13 protein-coding genes are annotated in these 15,418 nt (G+C 74.6%); 9 read left to right on the top strand and 4 right to left on the bottom strand.

Annotated elements, in window-relative coordinates; all coding sequences use genetic code 11:
- Positions 1-59 precede the first annotated feature (59 nt).
- Together OSB71_RS09595 and OSB71_RS09590 are read right to left on the bottom strand one after the other, a co-directional pair.
- A complete protein-coding gene (locus OSB71_RS09595) occupies positions 60-551 on the bottom strand; it encodes a GNAT family N-acetyltransferase (protein ID WP_265946461.1) in 492 nt (163 codons plus the stop codon).
- 10 nt (positions 552-561) lie between these two features.
- Positions 562-945, bottom strand: coding sequence for a DUF192 domain-containing protein (locus tag OSB71_RS09590; protein WP_265946459.1), 384 nt, complete (start codon positions 943-945; stop codon positions 562-564).
- A 67-nt stretch (positions 946-1,012) separates the two neighbouring features.
- Between OSB71_RS09590 and OSB71_RS09585 the strand changes: the two genes are divergently transcribed.
- On the top strand, positions 1,013-1,741 hold the full coding sequence (locus OSB71_RS09585; protein ID WP_265946457.1) for a prepilin peptidase: 729 nt from the start codon (positions 1,013-1,015) through the stop codon (positions 1,739-1,741).
- Positions 1,742-1,886: 145 nt separating this feature from the next.
- On the opposite strand, the gene mgrA is transcribed toward OSB71_RS09585, so the two are convergent.
- A complete protein-coding gene (gene mgrA, locus OSB71_RS09580) occupies positions 1,887-2,939 on the bottom strand; it encodes an L-glyceraldehyde 3-phosphate reductase (protein WP_265946455.1) in 1,053 nt (350 codons plus the stop codon).
- A gap of 183 nt (positions 2,940-3,122) precedes the next feature.
- On the opposite strand from mgrA, the gene OSB71_RS09575 reads away from it, so the two are divergent.
- The 4 genes from OSB71_RS09575 to OSB71_RS09560 all read left to right on the top strand — a co-directional run bounded on the left by OSB71_RS09575 (position 3,123) and on the right by OSB71_RS09560 (position 8,838).
- The gene (locus OSB71_RS09575) at positions 3,123-3,890 is read left to right on the top strand and encodes an isoprenyl transferase (protein WP_265946453.1); all 768 of its coding nucleotides are present in this window, start codon (positions 3,123-3,125) and stop codon (positions 3,888-3,890) included.
- A 310-nt stretch (positions 3,891-4,200) separates the two neighbouring features.
- Positions 4,201-5,532 carry an RNA 5'-3' helicase PhoH2 gene (gene phoH2, locus OSB71_RS09570; RefSeq protein ID WP_265946450.1) on the top strand — a complete coding sequence of 444 codons (1,332 nt, stop codon included), beginning with the start codon at positions 4,201-4,203 and terminating at the stop codon, positions 5,530-5,532.
- 931 nt (positions 5,533-6,463) lie between these two features.
- On the top strand, positions 6,464-7,195 hold the full coding sequence (locus OSB71_RS09565; RefSeq protein ID WP_265946448.1) for an aggregation-promoting factor C-terminal-like domain-containing protein: 732 nt from the start codon (positions 6,464-6,466) through the stop codon (positions 7,193-7,195).
- 212 nt (positions 7,196-7,407) lie between these two features.
- The gene (locus OSB71_RS09560; protein WP_265946446.1) at positions 7,408-8,838 is read left to right on the top strand and encodes an AI-2E family transporter; all 1,431 of its coding nucleotides are present in this window, start codon (positions 7,408-7,410) and stop codon (positions 8,836-8,838) included.
- A 40-nt stretch (positions 8,839-8,878) separates the two neighbouring features.
- Here the strand turns inward: OSB71_RS09560 and OSB71_RS09555 are convergent, their stop codons facing one another.
- The gene (locus OSB71_RS09555; protein WP_265946444.1) at positions 8,879-10,672 is read right to left on the bottom strand and encodes an alpha/beta hydrolase; all 1,794 of its coding nucleotides are present in this window, start codon (positions 10,670-10,672) and stop codon (positions 8,879-8,881) included.
- Positions 10,673-10,986: 314 nt separating this feature from the next.
- Here OSB71_RS09555 and OSB71_RS09550 point away from each other — a divergent pair, with 314 nt between their 5' ends.
- The 4 genes from OSB71_RS09550 to OSB71_RS09535 all read left to right on the top strand — a co-directional run bounded on the left by OSB71_RS09550 (position 10,987) and on the right by OSB71_RS09535 (position 15,352).
- On the top strand, positions 10,987-11,499 hold the full coding sequence (locus OSB71_RS09550) for an excalibur calcium-binding domain-containing protein (protein WP_265946441.1): 513 nt from the start codon (positions 10,987-10,989) through the stop codon (positions 11,497-11,499).
- A gap of 297 nt (positions 11,500-11,796) precedes the next feature.
- Positions 11,797-12,321: a PadR family transcriptional regulator gene (locus tag OSB71_RS09545; protein WP_265946438.1), complete on the top strand. Its 525-nt coding sequence runs from the start codon at positions 11,797-11,799 to the stop codon at positions 12,319-12,321.
- Positions 12,318-13,022 (top strand): ABC transporter ATP-binding protein, encoded by a 705-nt coding sequence (locus OSB71_RS09540; protein ID WP_265946437.1) that lies wholly within the window; start codon positions 12,318-12,320, stop codon positions 13,020-13,022. The genes OSB71_RS09545 and OSB71_RS09540 overlap by 4 nt, the downstream gene beginning before the upstream one ends.
- Positions 13,019-15,352 carry an FtsX-like permease family protein gene (locus OSB71_RS09535; protein ID WP_265946435.1) on the top strand — a complete coding sequence of 778 codons (2,334 nt, stop codon included), beginning with the start codon at positions 13,019-13,021 and terminating at the stop codon, positions 15,350-15,352. The genes OSB71_RS09540 and OSB71_RS09535 overlap by 4 nt, the downstream gene beginning before the upstream one ends.
- The last annotated feature ends 66 nt before the right edge of the window (positions 15,353-15,418 follow it).

The following is a 15,418-nucleotide window of genomic DNA, read 5'->3' as shown; positions in this document are numbered from 1 at the left end:
GCCCGGTCCGCCGCGTCACGGGCCCGGCGCTCCCGCGCGGAGCGCCGGGCCCGTCCGCCTCACGCGGGGCGGTCGAGCGCGTGGACGGTCACGGGGTTGCCGAAGAGCGTGTCCGTACGGCGCGGGGCGAACCCGAGCCGGCGGGCCACGCGCGCGGAGGCGGTGTTGTCGGGGTGGATCATCGCGGTGACGTAGTCGACGTCCAGCACGCGCCAGCCGAACTCCAGGCAGGCGGCCGCCGCCTCGGTGGCGTAGCCCCGGCCCCAGGCGTCCGGCCGGAGCGTCCAGCCCGCCTCCACCTCGTCGAACTGCTCCCACCAGTGCAGCCCGCAGCGGCCGAGGAACGTGCCGGTGTCCCGCAGCTCCACCGCGCACAGCCCGTGGCCGCGCTCGGCCCACTGCCGTTCGACGCCCGCCAGCCGCTCGCGCGCCTGCTCGGGGGTGCAGGCGGAGACGAAGCGGTGCACGCGCGGGTCGGCGTGCAGCTCGACGTAGCGGTCGGTGTCCGCCAGAGTGAGCGGCCGAAGCCGCAGGCGCTCGGTGTCGATCACGGGTGCGACGCTAGCGCCCGGCGGTGTGGCCGTCCACCCGGACCCGCGTGCCCGGGCGGACGTCCCAGTCGGCCAGCGCCCCGGCCGCCGCCTCCAGCACGTGCCGCGCGCGCGGGCGCGGCAGCCCCAGCCGGCCCGGGGGCATCGTGCGCACGGCGAGGACGGTCAGCTCGCCCCCGAGGTCACCGCGCAGGTAGGCGACGTCGATCGGGAACCGCATCCGGAAGGTGTGCACGCTCGCGGCCGGTGTCAGCAGCAGCGCCCCGGCCACCGTGTCGCGCCCCAGCAGCCCGCGGGTGCGCGCGGCGAGGGAGGCCGCCACCTCCACCGGTACCGCCGCCCCGCCCGGCAGACGCAGCAGCGCGGTGCCGTCGCCCGGGCGCGCTCGTCTCACGCCGCCGATTATGGCGCAGGCGCGGGGAGTTCGCGGTGGTCCGCCGGGGCGGCCGTAGGCTCGCGGTGTGGGAGAGCCGGGGAGTGTGCTGCTGGCGGCCGGGTACGGGGCCGTGGCCGGAGGAGCGCTGGTGCGGCCCGCGTACCGGCTCTCGGTGCCGACCGGACGGGCGTGGCGCGCGACGTGCCCGGCGGGGCACCCGCTCGCCGGGTGGGCGGGGCCGGGGCGCTGCCCGCAGTGCGCGGGACCGGCCTACGGGATCGCGCGCCGGTGGCTCGCGGTGCCGACGGCGGCCGTCTGCGCGGGGCTGGCCGCCGCCGTCGGGCCGCGACCGGAGCTGGCGGTGTGGCTGCTGCTGGCCCCGCCGCTGGTGCTGCTCGCCACCGTCGACCTGGCCGTGCACCGGCTGCCGGACGTGCTGACCCTGCCGCTCGCGGGGGCCGCCGCGGCGCTGCTGGGGGTGGCGGCGCTCCTGCCCGGGGCGGGGGGCGACTGGCCGCGCGCGCTGCTGGGCGGCGCGGCGCTGTGCGCGGGGTACGGGGTGCTGTTCCTCATCCATCCGCGCGGCATGGGGTTCGGCGACGTCAAGCTCGCCGCCGCCTGCGGCGTCGCCCTCGGGTGGTACGGGTGGCCGCTGGTGCTGGGCGGCACGTACACCGCGTTCGTGTTGGGCGCGACGTACGGGCTGGTGCTGATCGGGTTCGGCCGGGCGAAACGCCGGACGCCGCTCCCCTTCGGCCCCTTCATGATCGTCGGGACGCTGCTGGGGGTGGCCGCCGGCGGGCTCGGAGCATGAAATTCCGCCGAGGTGCACGGAGCACCCCCGCGAAGGGGCTATGGTGGAAACCCCCCCTCGGGCCGGTCCGTATCCCCCCCACGGACCGGCCCGCTTTTCGTGCCCACCGCGCCCGCACTCCCGCGCGCCCCCCGGCGCTCCGGTGTCACCCCTGGCTGCTGCGGGCCCAGATGTTCGTCCCCGGTGCCGACACCGCGTGGCGGTCGATCTCGGCCAGCTCCTCGGGCGTCAGGGGCGCGCCCGTCAGCGCCTCGACGTTCGCCTCCAACTGCGCCACGCTGCTCGCCCCGATGAGCGCCGACGTCATGCGCGGGTCCCGCAGCACCCAGGTCAGGGCGAGCTGCGCCAGGCTCTGCCCGCGCCGCTCGGCCAGCGCGTTCAGGCTGCGCAGCCGCGCCACGACCTCGTCGGTGAGCAGCCCCGGGTCGAGCGAGGTGCCCCGGCTGGCCCGGGAGCCCTCGGGGATGCCGTGGAGGTACTTGTCGGTGAGCAGGCCCTGGGCGAGCGGCGCGAAGGAGATGCAGCCCATGCCCTCGTCGGCGAGGGTGTCCAGCAGCCCGTCCTCCTCCGTCCAGCGGTTGATCATCGAGTAGGACGGCTGGTGGATGAGCGGCCGCACGCCCATCCCGCGCAGCAGCGCCGCCGCCTCCCGGGTGCGCGCGGCGTTGTACGACGACAGGCCCACGTAGAGCGCCTTGCCCTGGTGCACGGCGGACGCCAGCGCGCCCATCGTCTCCTCCAGCGGCGTGTCGGGGTCGAAGCGGTGGGAGTAGAACACGTCGACGTACTCCAGGCCCGTCCGGCGCAGCGAGGCGTCCAGCGAGGACAGCAGGTACTTGCGCGAGCCCCACTCCCCGTACGGGCCGGGGTGCATGAGGTAGCCCGCCTTGGTGGAGACGACCAGCTCGTCGCGGTAGCGCCGGAAGTCCTGGGCGAGCAGCTTGCCGAAGTTCGCCTCCGCGGCGCCCGGCGGCGGGCCGTAGTTGTTGGCCAGGTCGAAGTGGGTGACGCCCAGGTCGAAGGCGCGGCGCAGGATGGCCCGCTGGGTGTCCAGGGCGCGGTCGTCGCCGAAGTTGTGCCACAGGCCCAGTGAGATGGCCGGCAGCTTCAGACCGCTGCGCCCGCTGCGGCGGTACTCCATCGCGTCGTAGCGGGTGTCGGCGGCCCGGTAGTGCACGGGTTCGGAGGTGCTCGTCATGTTCCCCTGCCTATCACGCGGCGCGGACGGTACCGGCCGGTCCGGTGCGGGCGGAAGGCCAGGTGGGGCGCGGCGTCGGGCTATCACAGAGCTGTGACACGCGCCGGGCGTCCCGTCACCCGAACTGGCGTTAGGCTTCCCTCGGCTTGGGACGCGGCAGCATGGAAGGGGCCGACTGCTCACATGAAGGACACGCTGCGCCGCCTGGTGGTGCGCCTCTACTCCCGCCGGGTGGAAGGCCACCTCGACCCCCGCCAGGTGCCCAAGCACATCGGCGTCATCCTCGACGGCAACCGGCGCTGGGCGAAGGCGTCCGGCGGGACGACGGTGGAGGGCCACCGGGCGGGCGCGGAGAAGATCCGCGAGCTGCTGAGCTGGTGCGCGGAGACGGACGTCGAGGTGGTCACCCTGTGGCTGCTGTCCACCGACAACCTCGACCGGCCCCCGGCCGAGCTGACGCCGCTGCTGGGCATCATCGAGGACACCGTGCGCGAGCTGGCCGCCGACGGGCGCTGGCGCGTCCACCACGTCGGCACGCCCGACCTGCTGCCCGACCACACGCAGCGGGTGCTCAAGGAGGCGCAGGCCGAGACCGAGGACCGCACCGGCATCCTGGTCAACGTCGCCGTCGGCTACGGCGGGCGCCAGGAGATCACCGACGCGGTGCGCTCGCTGCTGGCCGAGCGGGCCCTGCGCGGCCAGACGCTGTCCGACCTGGCCGACACGCTGACCCTGGACGACATAGCCGAACACCTCTACACCCGCGGCCAGCCCGACCCCGACCTGGTGATCCGGACCAGCGGGGAGCAGCGGCTCTCGGGGTTCATGCTGTGGCAGAGCGCGCACTCGGAGTACCACTTCTGCGACGTCTTCTGGCCCGCGTTCCGCAAGGTCGACTTCCTGCGCGCCCTGCGCGACTACGCCGCGCGGCACCGCCGCTACGGAGGCTGAGCCGCCCGGCGGGACCCGGCGCAGCCGGCGGCGTGGCCGACTGGGTGCGAGACGTTCACCCGGCGGACCCAACGGGTTCGCATGGCCGGATCGCGAAAAGGGAATATCCCTGGCAGCCGGAGCCCGCGGGAGGGTTCCGGCCACCGGGAGGCCCTTTGCTAGCCACGGACGGCGCACCGCACCGCGGGGCGCGGAACGCGGAGGGCCGGTGTCCGGCCCGCGGCAGCGGCGGTCGGCCCGGCCCGTTCCGCAGCGGCACGCGTGCAGCGGACGCCGCGCACCATCCTCGTCCGAGGGGGTTCGTCCATCCGTGGTGACCAGCAAGAAGCGCCGCGACAACGACCGGCGCACCTACGTCGTCGACACCAGCGTCCTGCTCGCCGACCCGGCGGCCATGGCCCGCTTCGACGAGCACGAGGTCGTGCTCCCCGTGGTGGTGGTCACGGAGCTGGAGGCCAAGCGCCACCACCCGGAGCTGGGCTACTTCGCCCGGCAGGCCCTGCGGAGGCTGGATGAGTACCGGGTCAGGTACGGGCGGCTCGACGCGCCCGTCCCCATCGGAGAGCTCGGCGGCACCCTGCGGGTGGAGCTGAACCACTCCGACCCGGGTCTGCTGCCGGCCGGCTTCCGGCTGGGCGACAACGACTCGCGCATCCTCGCCGTCGCCCGCAACCTCCAGGCCGAGGGGTACGACGTCACCGTCGTCTCCAAGGACCTGCCGCTGCGGATCAAGGCGTCCTCGCTCGGCCTGCTGGCCGAGGAGTACCGGGCCGAGCTCGCCATCACCGACTCCGGCTGGACGGGCATGAGCGAGCTGACGCTCCCCGGGGACGCGATCGACGAGCTGTTCGCGCCGGAGGGCGCCGACACCGTCGCGGTGCCGCAGGCGGACGGGCTGCCGGTGCACACCGGCCTGGTGCTGCACTCGGAGAAGGGGCGTGCGCTGGGGCGCGTCACGGCCGACGGGCGGGTGCGCCTGGTGCGCGGCGACCGCGAGGCGTTCGGCATCCACGGGCGCAGCGCCGAGCAGCGCGTCGCGCTGGACCTGCTGCTCGACCCGGACGTGGGCATCGTCTCGCTCGGCGGCCGGGCCGGCACCGGCAAGTCCGCGCTGGCGCTGTGCGCCGGGCTGGAGGCCGTGCTCGAACGGCGCCAGCACCGCAAGGTGATGGTCTTCCGGCCGCTGTACGCCGTCGGCGGCCAGGACCTGGGCTACCTGCCGGGCACCGCCGACGAGAAGATGAACCCGTGGGCGCAGGCCGTCTTCGACACCCTCTCGGCGGTGACCTCGCGCGAGGTGATCGAGGAGGTCGTCGCGCGCGGCATGCTGGAGGTGCTGCCGCTGACCCACATCAGAGGCCGCTCGCTGCACGACGCCTTCGTCATCGTCGACGAGGCCCAGTCCCTGGAGCGGAACGTGCTGCTGACGGTGCTCTCCCGGATCGGCCAGGACTCCCGGGTGGTGCTCACCCACGACGTGGCCCAGCGCGACAACCTGCGCGTCGGCCGGTACGACGGCGTGGTGGCGGTGGTGGAGAAGCTCAAGGGCCACCCGCTGTTCGCCCACGTCACGCTGACCCGGTCCGAGCGCTCGCCGATCGCGGCCCTGGTGACCGAGATGCTGGAGGAGGGGCGGCTCTAGTGCCGCATCAGCCAGGGTTTGCCCCGTCGCGACGCCCGGCACGGCGCCTCGCGGCGTTGCCGAATCGACCGAGTAGGCCCACTACGAGGCCGATCCGGCGCCTTGCGATGCACCGCACCGGACGCCGCTCCTTAACGGGCAAACCCTGACTGACGCGGCACTGGCACGGGCCGTGCCGCCGCGCCCGCCGCACGGCTCCGCGCACCGCCGCCGGGTGGGCGCGGGGCCGGGCGGGGGTGCCGGACGGCGGTGGATGCCGCGCGGGCGGGGGAGCGGGCCGGGGCGGCGCCCCGCGTCCGGCCGCGCGCCGGTACCCGCGCGGCGCCGCGCGTCCCGGGCGCGCACGGGGCCGCTCGTGGTGCCGGGCGTCCGGCCGTCGCTCGTGGCGCTGTGCGGCCGGTCGGCCGACTGGCCACCGTCCGCTCGCGGCGCCGCGCGGGCGGTGGTTCGCGGCGTACCGCACCCGCGTCCGGGAAAGCGGCATACGTAAGGAAAGGGTGATGAAAGGCCCGTGGTGGGCGAAGTAACTCACCACGCGACAAACCCACATGACACGCCGTCGGGCGGCGGGGCAGCGTAGCCGGGCCCGGTCCGGCTACGCTCGTTTTTCCGCAACACTCGCGGCTCAAACGGGATGTGAGCTTTCCCACGTAACCCGGAATTGCCATCGTCCCTCGGGTTCCGGCAGGGTGTGGGTCCTGTCAGGCCCCGCATACGGCCCCCCGCACCCCCCGGGGTGCAGCACCACACAACTCAACAGCCACCACCGCCGTATGCCGCCCGAAAGCACCACGCGGACTCCCCGCTCGCGGGGACCCACGGGCCAGCACCTCCTGTGGCCATGTACGCACATGTACGGACGGAGGTCAGTGCCAGGGGCACGATTGCGCCCGCGGGGTCACCACCGCGGGCAACTGTGGAAGGAAACTGTGTGACTGCTCGGATTTCGATCCGGGGATTCGCCGTGGCGTCCGCCACCGCGGTCACCACCGTCGGCGCCGTCGTCGGAGTGGCCTCCGGGAGCCAGCAGGGCGCGGCAGAGCCGGTCGAGCTCGCCGCCTCCGAAGCGACGCTGCTCGCCGACCTGCCCGTCGACGGCAACACCCAGGTGCAGACCGCCTCCCTGACGCAGCAGGCCGACCGGCAGTCGGACGCCGCCAACGCCGCCGAGCAGCGGTCCGCCGCGGAGAGCGCCCGGCAGCAGGCCGCCAAGGACGCCCAGGCCAAGAAGGAGCAGGCCGAGGCGGAGCGCAGGGCCAAGGAGGCCCGGGAGAAGGCCGAGCGGGAGGCCAAGGAGCGCGAGGAGGCGGCCGAGGCCGCCAGTCGCGGCGCCGGCCGCACCGACGCCTCGTTCCCGCAGCAGTCCTCCTACTCGGTCGCCGAGGTCAAGGCGATGGCCCAGCAGATCGTCGGCGGCGGCCAGTTCCAGTGCTTCTCCAACATCGTCACGCGCGAGAGCGGTTGGGACTACACGGCGACGAACCCCTCCTCGGGCGCCTACGGGCTCGTCCAGGCCTACCCCGCCTCCAAGATGTCCTCGGTGGGCGCGGACTGGCGCACCAATCCGGCCACGCAGATCAAGTGGGGCCTGAACTACATGAACGAGCGCTACGGCAGCCCCTGCGGCGCCTGGGAGTGGTGGCAGGCCAACCACTACTACTGAGCGGGACCGCACACTGCGTATCGCGTATCACGTGTCACGTATCGCCTATCACGTCGCCCCCACCCGCGGCCCGGGTGGGGGCGACGCCGCGTTCCGCGCCGCCGCGGGGAGGGCCGCGCGCGTGCCGCCGTTCCGTGCGCAACCCCGCGGGCGGGTACTGTCGTCCCACGGTGGGACAGGACGGGCTTCGAGCGGGGGCGAAGGGCGAGACGATGGCAGGACGAGAACGGCTGCGGACCGCCGCGTCCCGGATGGCCGCCCGGATGGCGGAGTACCGGGAGCGCGCCCAGCGGGAGCGGGAAGCCGGCCCCCGGGACGGCGGCGCCCCCCCGGCCCCCGAGGCCCCCGCCGCGCCGCCCCCGCACCCCCCGCAGCGGCAGCACGAGCCCGCGCAGGCCATCCCGTGGGGCATCCGGGTCGCCGCCGAGGCCGGCTGGCGGCTGCTGGTGCTGGCGGGCGTCTTCTGGGTTCTCATCCAGGTGGTCGGCGCGATCAGCCTGCTGATCATCGCCTTCTCCGCCGGGCTGCTCATCACCGCGCTGCTCCAGCCCACGGTGGCGTGGCTGCGCCGCTGGGGCCTGGGCCGCGGCCTGTCGACGGCGGCCACGTTCGTCAGCGGCTTCGCGGTGATGGGGCTGATCGGCTGGTTCGTGGTGTGGCAGGTCATAGAGAACCAGGAGGACCTCACCCGGCAGGTCCAGGGCGGCATCGACGAGCTGCGCCGCATGATCCTCAACAGCCCGTTCCAGGTCACCGAGGACCAGCTCGGGGACTTCACCGACCAGATCAACCAGTGGATCGGCGAGCACAGCCAGGACCTGACCACCGCGGGCCTGGAGGGCGCCTCCTACCTGGTGACGTTCCTCAGCGGCGCGGCGCTCGCGGCGTTCGTCTGCCTCTTCCTGCTCTACGACGGGCGCCGGGTGTGGCAGTTCTGCCTGAACTTCGTGCCGCTCAGCGCCCGCGAGGGCGTCGCGGGCGCGGGCCCGCGCGCCTGGACCACGCTCACCGGCTACGTGCGCGGAACGGTGATAGTGGCGATGATCGACGCCATCGGCATCGGCCTGGGCATCTGGATTCTGGGCGTGCCGCTGGCGGTTCCGCTGGCGGTGATCGTGTTCCTGTCCGCGTTCGTGCCGCTGGTCGGCGCGTTCGTCTCCGGCGCGCTGGCCGTCGTCGTCGCCTTCGTCACCAACGGGCCGGTGACCGCGCTGCTCGTGCTCGGCATCGTGCTGCTGGTGCAGCAGATCGAGGGCCACGTGCTCCAGCCGTTCATCCTGGGCCGCATGGTGCAGGTGCACCCGCTGGCCGTGGTGCTGAGCGTCACCGGCGGCTCGCTCCTCGCGGGCATCCCGGGCGCCGTCCTCGCGGTGCCGCTGGTGGCGGTGACCAACACCGTCGTCGGCTACCTGCGCGCCTACGCCGAGGAGCGCAACCCCGCGGGGCGCCGGGTGCACGGGGCGACGGCGCTGGACGCCTCGCCCGCGATGCCGCCGTCCATGCCCGGCAGCCCGGAGCAGCCGCTGGGCGCCCTCGACCCCGCCCAGGAGGCCGCCCGCGAGCTCGCCGAGCGCGAGGGGCGCCTCTCCCGCCCCTCCGACGGGCCGGAGCCCGGCGGCCCGGCCCGCCCGCCCGGCGCGTGAGCCGGGCCCGGGGCCCGGCGCGACCGGGGCCCGGCGCGGCTCAGTACGGCGACTCCCGGGCCTCGGCGTGCTCCTTCAGCCGCAGCGTGTCGGCGTGCGTCCAGCCCTCCGGGGGGAGGACGGCGGCCCAGCCCTCGACCGCGTTGGTGCCGTAGCGGTGCCCGTGCGGCGCGTCGACGCCGTAGGACATGCCCATGTCCACCGTCGTCTGCCAGAACGTGACGAACGGGAACCAGTTGACCTCGTCGGTCACACCCGGGCCCAGCGGTTCGTCCAGCCACGCGGGCGGTTGCAGCGCCAGGTCCGGTGACCACCACACGATCGGGTCGGAGGCGTTCTGGAGGTACACCACGCGCGGCCACCCCCAGGGGCCCTCCGGCCGCCCGAGGTCGCGCTGCGGGTACTGGGCGAAGCGCACGTGTTCCCCGTCCTCGTAGACCGGCCGCCACACCGGGCTGCCGGGGTCGCGGGCCTCGGTGACCTCCGACCAGATCGGGCTGTAGTGCGGCGGGCCCACCAGCAGGGCCCCGTCGGTGGAGGCCAGCAGGTCCGCGATGCCGTCGAAGGAGTCCTCGACGGCCGTCGCCCCCATGGACTCGCCGAACACCACCAGCTTCGGCCGCCCCTCCTCCGGGAGCTCGGCCAGCCGCTGCTGGACGGCCGCGACCAGCTCGCTCGTGGCCCGGCCGGCCTCCTGGCGGTCCACCACGAACGACACCCAGCTCGGCAGGTAGGAGTACTGCAGCGCGACGATGGCCGTGTCGCCGTTGTAGAGGTACTCCAGGGGCTCCGCGGTCCGCGCGTCGATCCACCCGCTGCCGGTGGTGCCCGCGATGGCCAGCACCTCGCGGTCGAAGGCACCGGTGCGCTCCAGCTCGGCGATGGCGAGGGCGGCCTGCTCGGCGTAGCTCTCGGCGGCCGCCCGGCCCACGTAGACGCGGATCGGGGCGCTGGCCTCCTCGCCCGTGAAGGCGCTGATCTGCTCGGCGGTGAGCACGCTGCCGGTGAAGTTGCGGCCCTGGTAGCCCAGGTCGTCCCAGTCGATCAGTGACTGCGGGCTGCCCGACACGTACGGGGAGCCCGACTGCACGACGCCCTCCTTGGTGCTGCGGTCGGTGTTGGCCGCGATGCGCGACGCCACGTCGATGATCCCGCGCTCCAGGACGACGTCCTTGGCGCCGAACGTCACCACCAGCACGCTGATCGCCAGCCCGGAGACGACCGCGACGGGCCGGGGCACGTAGCGCAGCAGCACGGTGATCAGTTTGCGCGTGCCCAGCCGGATCAGCCGCGCGAGGATCAGCAGCGACCAGCACAGCCCCAGCGCCAGCAGCGTGATCATGATCGAGTGCCAGGTGAGGGTGGGCGGCAGCCCCTGGAGCTCGCGCAGCTCCCGCTGCATCCGCGCGCTCTCGCCGAGCAGGAAGACCGTCAGCGACAGGCTCAGCACCCAGTAGACCTGCCAGGCCCGCGCTCTGACGCGCCGCCGGGTCTCGGGGCCGGCGCGCCAGCGCACGACGGCCGGGCCGGCCCAGCTCAGCAGGCACCCGATCCCGTAGCCGATCGCGGCGGTGATGCCGCCGATGACGCCCTGCAGGTACCAGGGGCGCGGGACGAGGGAGGGGGTCAGGGACAGCCAGAAGAAGACGGTGGCCACCGCCGTGGCCGTCAGGTCGGGCCAGCGGCGCACGAGCCAGCTCGCGTCGCGCCGGTCCCAGTACGGGCGGGCGGCGACGGCCAGCGCGTGGCGCCCGGCGCGCCGCCACGGCGGGTCGGAGGCGGACTGCGGCGTCCCTTCCGGCACGGGAACCCGTTCCCCCGCGGTGTCGAGCATCGAGGCCTCTCCCGGCTGTCATCCCTGACCCTGGGGTCACGGTAGGTGATCCACCCGCCCGCTGATGGTGACGCGGGGCGGGCGGTCCAGGGTTGCCACCCCCGCGCCGGTCACGCCCCGGCACCCAGTCTGCTCCCCGCTTTCGGGCCGGGCATCCCGATTTCCCCCGGCCCGTCCGAACGGGCCTCCTCGCCCGCCCGCCGGTCCTATCATCGTCCCCTCGCTGCCTTGCGTGTCGCAGGAAAGGTGCCCTGCCCCACCGGCCGGGGGCGGCGGCCGCGGACGAACGCGCCGCGGCGGCGAGACGAGGTGCCATGACACAGCAGCCCGACGCCCGGCCGATGCGCCGGCGGCCCGGATTCTGGACGGCCATCGGTGTGACGTTCCTCCTCGCCCTGGCGGGTGGCGCGGCGCTGGCCGGCGACGGCGAGGAGCGCGCGGACGGGCGGGAGCCCACGGCGGCCGGGGCGGTGGCCACGGGTGCCGCGCCGACGGTGACCGCGACGGTCACGGCGGAGCCGACCGCGCCGCCGGCCCCGGAGGTGACGGTCACCGAGGAGGTCGAGGTGCGGGTGACCGAGACCGTCACCGTGGAGGCCGTGCCCGTGGACGCCGGCGGGGTGGGCGGTTCATCCGGCGGCTCGACCGGTGGCTCGACCGGCGGTGGCTCCGGCGACGGAGGCTCCGGCGGGGGCGGTGGGGGCAACACCTTCTTCTACGAGAACTGCGCCGCCGCCCGTGCCGCGGGGGCCGCGCCGGTCCACCGGGGCGACGCGGGCTACGGGCCGCACCTGGACCGGGACGGGGACGGAACGGGCTGCGAGTAGCCCCGGCCGCCCGGCGGGCGGGGGTGCGGCGCGGGCACCCTCGGGGCCCGCGCCCCGCCCCCGCCCGGGTCCGTGCCGCCCCCTTGCCCGGACCCGCGGCGCCTGCCCGGACCCGCGGCGCACCCTGGCCGGGCCCGAGCCGCGCCGTCCGGGCCCGTGGCGCTCCTCGGCCGGGGGGCCGGGCCGTGCGCCCTGTCCGGGCCCGCGGCAGCTCCCGGTGGAGGCGCTCGTGCACGCCCGGGGCGGCCCCGAGGGGCGTATACACGCGGTGTATACGCGTGGTGTAGAGTCCCCCGCATGTCCATCAGCCACGCCCTCCTGGGGCTCCTGGAATCCGGGCCCAGCCACGGATACGACCTGAAGCGGGCCTTCGACGCCCGCTTCGGGCACGACCGCCAGCTCGCCTACGGGCAGGTCTACGCGACGATGTCCCGCCTGCTGAAGAACGGCTTCGTCGAGGTCGACGGCATCGAGGCCGGGGAGGGCCCCGAGCGCAAGCGGTACGCCATCACCGAGGCCGGCGTCACCGATGTCGCCCAGTGGCTCGGGCGGGCGGAGAAGCCGGAGCCCTACCTGCAGTCCACGCTCTACACCAAGGTCGTGCTCGCCCTGCTGACCGGGCGGGACGCGGCGGCCCTGCTGGACACCCAGCGCGCCGAGCACCTGCGTCTGATGCGCGAGCTGACGCGGCGCAAGAGCGGCGGCGACCTCGCCGACCAGCTCATCTGCGACCACGCCCTGTTCCACCTGGAGGCGGACCTGCGGTGGTTGGAAATGACCACGGCCCGTCTCGACCGGCTCCGCCAGGAGGTCACCGCATGACTGCCCAGAACGCGAGCGGCGCGCTGCTCACGGCCACCGCGCTGCACAAGACCTACGGCGCCACCGCGGCCCTGGCCGGGGCGGACTTCGCCATCCGCCCCGGGGAGATCGTCGCCGTCATGGGCCCGTCCGGCTCGGGCAAGTCGACGCTGCTGCACTGCCTCGCCGGGATCGTCACCCCGGACTCGGGCACGGTCTTCTACCGCGGCCACGAGCTGTCCGGCATGTCGGACGCCGAGCGCAGCGCCCTGCGCCGCGGGGAGTTCGGGTTCGTCTTCCAGTTCGGCCAGCTCGTGCCCGAGCTGACGTGCACCGAGAACGTCGCGCTGCCGCTGCGCCTGGCGGGCGTGGAGCGCAAGGCGGCCGAGGCCCGGGCGCGCACGTGGCTGGAGCGCCTGGAGGTGGACGACGTCCGGCACCACCGGCCCGGGCAGGTCTCCGGCGGCCAGGGGCAGCGCGTGGCGGTCGCCCGCGCCCTGGTCGGCTCGCCGCGCGTGGTCTTCGCCGACGAGCCCACGGGCGCGCTGGACTCGCTCAACGGCGAGCGCGTCATGGAGCTGCTCAGCGAGGCCGCGCGGGAGACGAAGGCGGCGGTCGTGCTCGTCACGCACGAGTCGCGGGTGGCCGCCTACTCCGACCGCGAGGTCGTCGTGCGGGACGGCAAGGCCCAGGACCTGGCGGGTCTGGCGGGCGCCGCGTGAGGGGTCAGTGGCTGCGCGAGCTGGGCATGGGCGTCCGGTTCGCCGCGACGGGCGGCCGCTCCGGCTGGACCCGCACCCTGCTGACGGCGGTCGGCGTCGGCTTCGGCGTGGCGGTGCTGCTGCTGGCGGCCTCGGTGCCGACGGCCCTGCAGAACGCCGAGGCCCGCAAGGACGCGCGGCAGCCGGACAACGTCTTCTCTGGCTCCGTCGAGCCGGCCGGCCCGGGCACGCTCCTCATGGAGTGGGGCAACACGACCTACCGAGACCTGGGCATCTACGGCAAGCACGTACAGGCTGACGGTGACCCGGCCGACGCCGTGCGCCCGCCCGGCGTGGCGCGCCTGCCGCGGCCGGGCGAAATGGTGGTCTCTCCCGCGCTGCGCGAGCTGCTGGACAGCTCCGAGGGCGCGTTGCTCGCCGAGCGCTTCGGCGACGCGCGGATCGTGGGCACCATCGCCCCCGAGGGCCTCAAGGGCCCCGGGGAACTCGCCTACTACCTGGGCGCCGACAATCTCGACACCAGCAAGGGGTGGCGGGTCACGGGGTTCGGCAGCACCGGCGGGGAGCGGCCGCTGGACGCGGCGCTCGTCCTGCTCCTCGTCGTCATGATCACCGTCTTCCTCGCGCCGATCGTGGTGTTCATCGCCACGGCCGTCCGCTTCGGCGGGGAGCGGCGCGACCAGCGGCTGGCCGCACTGCGGCTCGTCGGCGCGGACGTGTCCATGACCCGGCGCGTCGCGGCCGGCGAGGTGCTCTTCGGCACGCTGCTCGGTGTGGTGACCGGTTTCGCGCTGTTCCTGGCCGGCCGCCAGCTCGCCGAGCACGTGACGATCTCGCAGATCAGCGTCTACGCCGCCGACCTCACGCCGGTGTGGTGGCTGACCCTCCTGGTCATGACGGCGGTCCCGGTGGTGGCGATCGTGGTGACGGTGGCGGCACTGCACGGAGTGTCGATCGGTCCGCTGGGGGTCTTCCGCGCGGGCACGACCCGGCGGCGCCGGGTGTGGTGGCGGGGCACGGCGCTGGTGCTCGGCGTGGCCGTGCTGCTCTACTTCGGGTCCACCGTCCGCGACGGGCGCGTCAACCAGTGGGGCGTCGCCGCGGGCGTGCTGCTGATGCTCGCGGGCGTCACGGCGCTGCTGCCGTGGGCCGTGGAGCGGGTGGTCTCCCGGATGAACGGCGGCCCGCTGGCCTGGCAGCTCGCCACCCGGCGCCTCCAGCTCAACAGCGGCATGGCCGCCCGCGCGGTCAGCGGGGTGACGGTGGCGGTCGCCGGCGCGGTGGCCCTGCACATGCTGTTCTCCGCCGTGGAGGTGCAGCAGACCAAGGAGGTCGGCAGGGAGTCGCTCCGGGACAGGGTCGAGGCGAGCGCGGACATCGAGGACGCCGCCGAGTTCGAGCCCTTCGTCCAGCGGTACGCCCGGACCGAGGGCGTGGAGTCGGCGTACGGCTGGCTGGGCAGCTACGCCACGGTGGACGCCGAGCCGGACGCCAACGGGTACCTGCCCGGCACGGGTGTCCGGGTCGCCGACTGCCGCACCCTGCGCGAGCTGTTCGCCGTCGGGACGTGCGCGGACGGTGACGCCTTCCTGGTGGAGTCACCGCACGTGCCGGAAGCCGACGTGCGGCCGGGGGACCGGCTGAACCTCGCGGAGATCCCGGAGGAGCCGGACGGCCCGCGCCCGGAGCCGGTGTGGTGGACGGTGCCCGAGGACGCCCGCACGCTGAGCGACACGTACGCGGAGGCCGGGTACTTCGTCGGTGTCGTCGCCACCCCCGGTGCCCTGGACGCCTCCCGGCTGGCGGAGCTGTCGGCCGGCGCCGTCCTCGAGACCGCCCCGGGGGACGCGGACGCGCTGGAGCACGTGCGCAACACGGCGGGCCTGCGCGAGTTCCAGGAGCGGGCCCAGCCGCTGGGCGGCACGGTCTTCACCTCCGAGTTCGTGACGATCCGCAACGCGCTGTTCGTCGGGGCGCTGGTGGTCATGCTGGTGATAGCCGCCAGCATGGTGGTCTCCACCCTGGAGCAGCTCCGCGAGCGCAGGCGGCAGTTGTCCGTGCTGGTGGCGTTCGGTACGCGGCGCGGCACGCTGGGCGCGTCGGTGCTGTGGCAGACGGCGGTGCCCGTGGTGCTCGGGCTGGTGCTGGCGTCGGCCGGGGGCACCGGCCTGGGCGTGCTGCTGCTGGACATGCTCGGCGCGCAGGTGACCGACTGGCTCGCCTTCCTGCCGCTCGCGGGGGCCGGACTCGGCATGATCGTGCTGGTCACGCTCGCCAGCCTGCCGATGCTGTGGCGGCTGATGCGGCCGGACGGGCTGCGCACGGAGTGACGGGGCCACAGGTGACACCCCACCCGTTCGCCGTTAAAGTGATATCACTTTAACGCCACGAACAAC

Source organism: Streptomyces marinisediminis (assembly GCF_026262575.1).
In the GTDB taxonomy this organism is placed as follows: Bacteria; Actinomycetota; Actinomycetes; order Streptomycetales; family Streptomycetaceae; genus Streptomyces; species Streptomyces marinisediminis.
The sequence above is the reverse complement of the archived record's forward strand: the minus strand, read 5'-3'. Positions and strand labels throughout refer to the sequence as shown.

What these genes read in the sequence shown, in the direction of transcription:
- OSB71_RS09560 (WP_265946446.1), top strand. Translation starts at nt 7,408, where the DNA reads ATGGCAGGACGAGAACGGCTGCGGACCGCCGCGTCCCGGATGGCCGCC.
- OSB71_RS09545 (WP_265946438.1), top strand. Translation starts at nt 11,797, where the DNA reads ATGTCCATCAGCCACGCCCTCCTGGGGCTCCTGGAATCCGGGCCCAGC.
- OSB71_RS09555 (WP_265946444.1), bottom strand. Translation starts at nt 10,672, where the DNA reads ATGCTCGACACCGCGGGGGAACGGGTTCCCGTGCCGGAAGGGACGCCG.
- OSB71_RS09575 (WP_265946453.1), top strand. Translation starts at nt 3,123, where the DNA reads ATGAAGGACACGCTGCGCCGCCTGGTGGTGCGCCTCTACTCCCGCCGG.
- mgrA (WP_265946455.1), bottom strand. Translation starts at nt 2,939, where the DNA reads ATGACGAGCACCTCCGAACCCGTGCACTACCGGGCCGCCGACACCCGC.
- OSB71_RS09550 (WP_265946441.1), top strand. Translation starts at nt 10,987, where the DNA reads ATGACACAGCAGCCCGACGCCCGGCCGATGCGCCGGCGGCCCGGATTC.
- OSB71_RS09540 (WP_265946437.1), top strand. Translation starts at nt 12,318, where the DNA reads ATGACTGCCCAGAACGCGAGCGGCGCGCTGCTCACGGCCACCGCGCTG.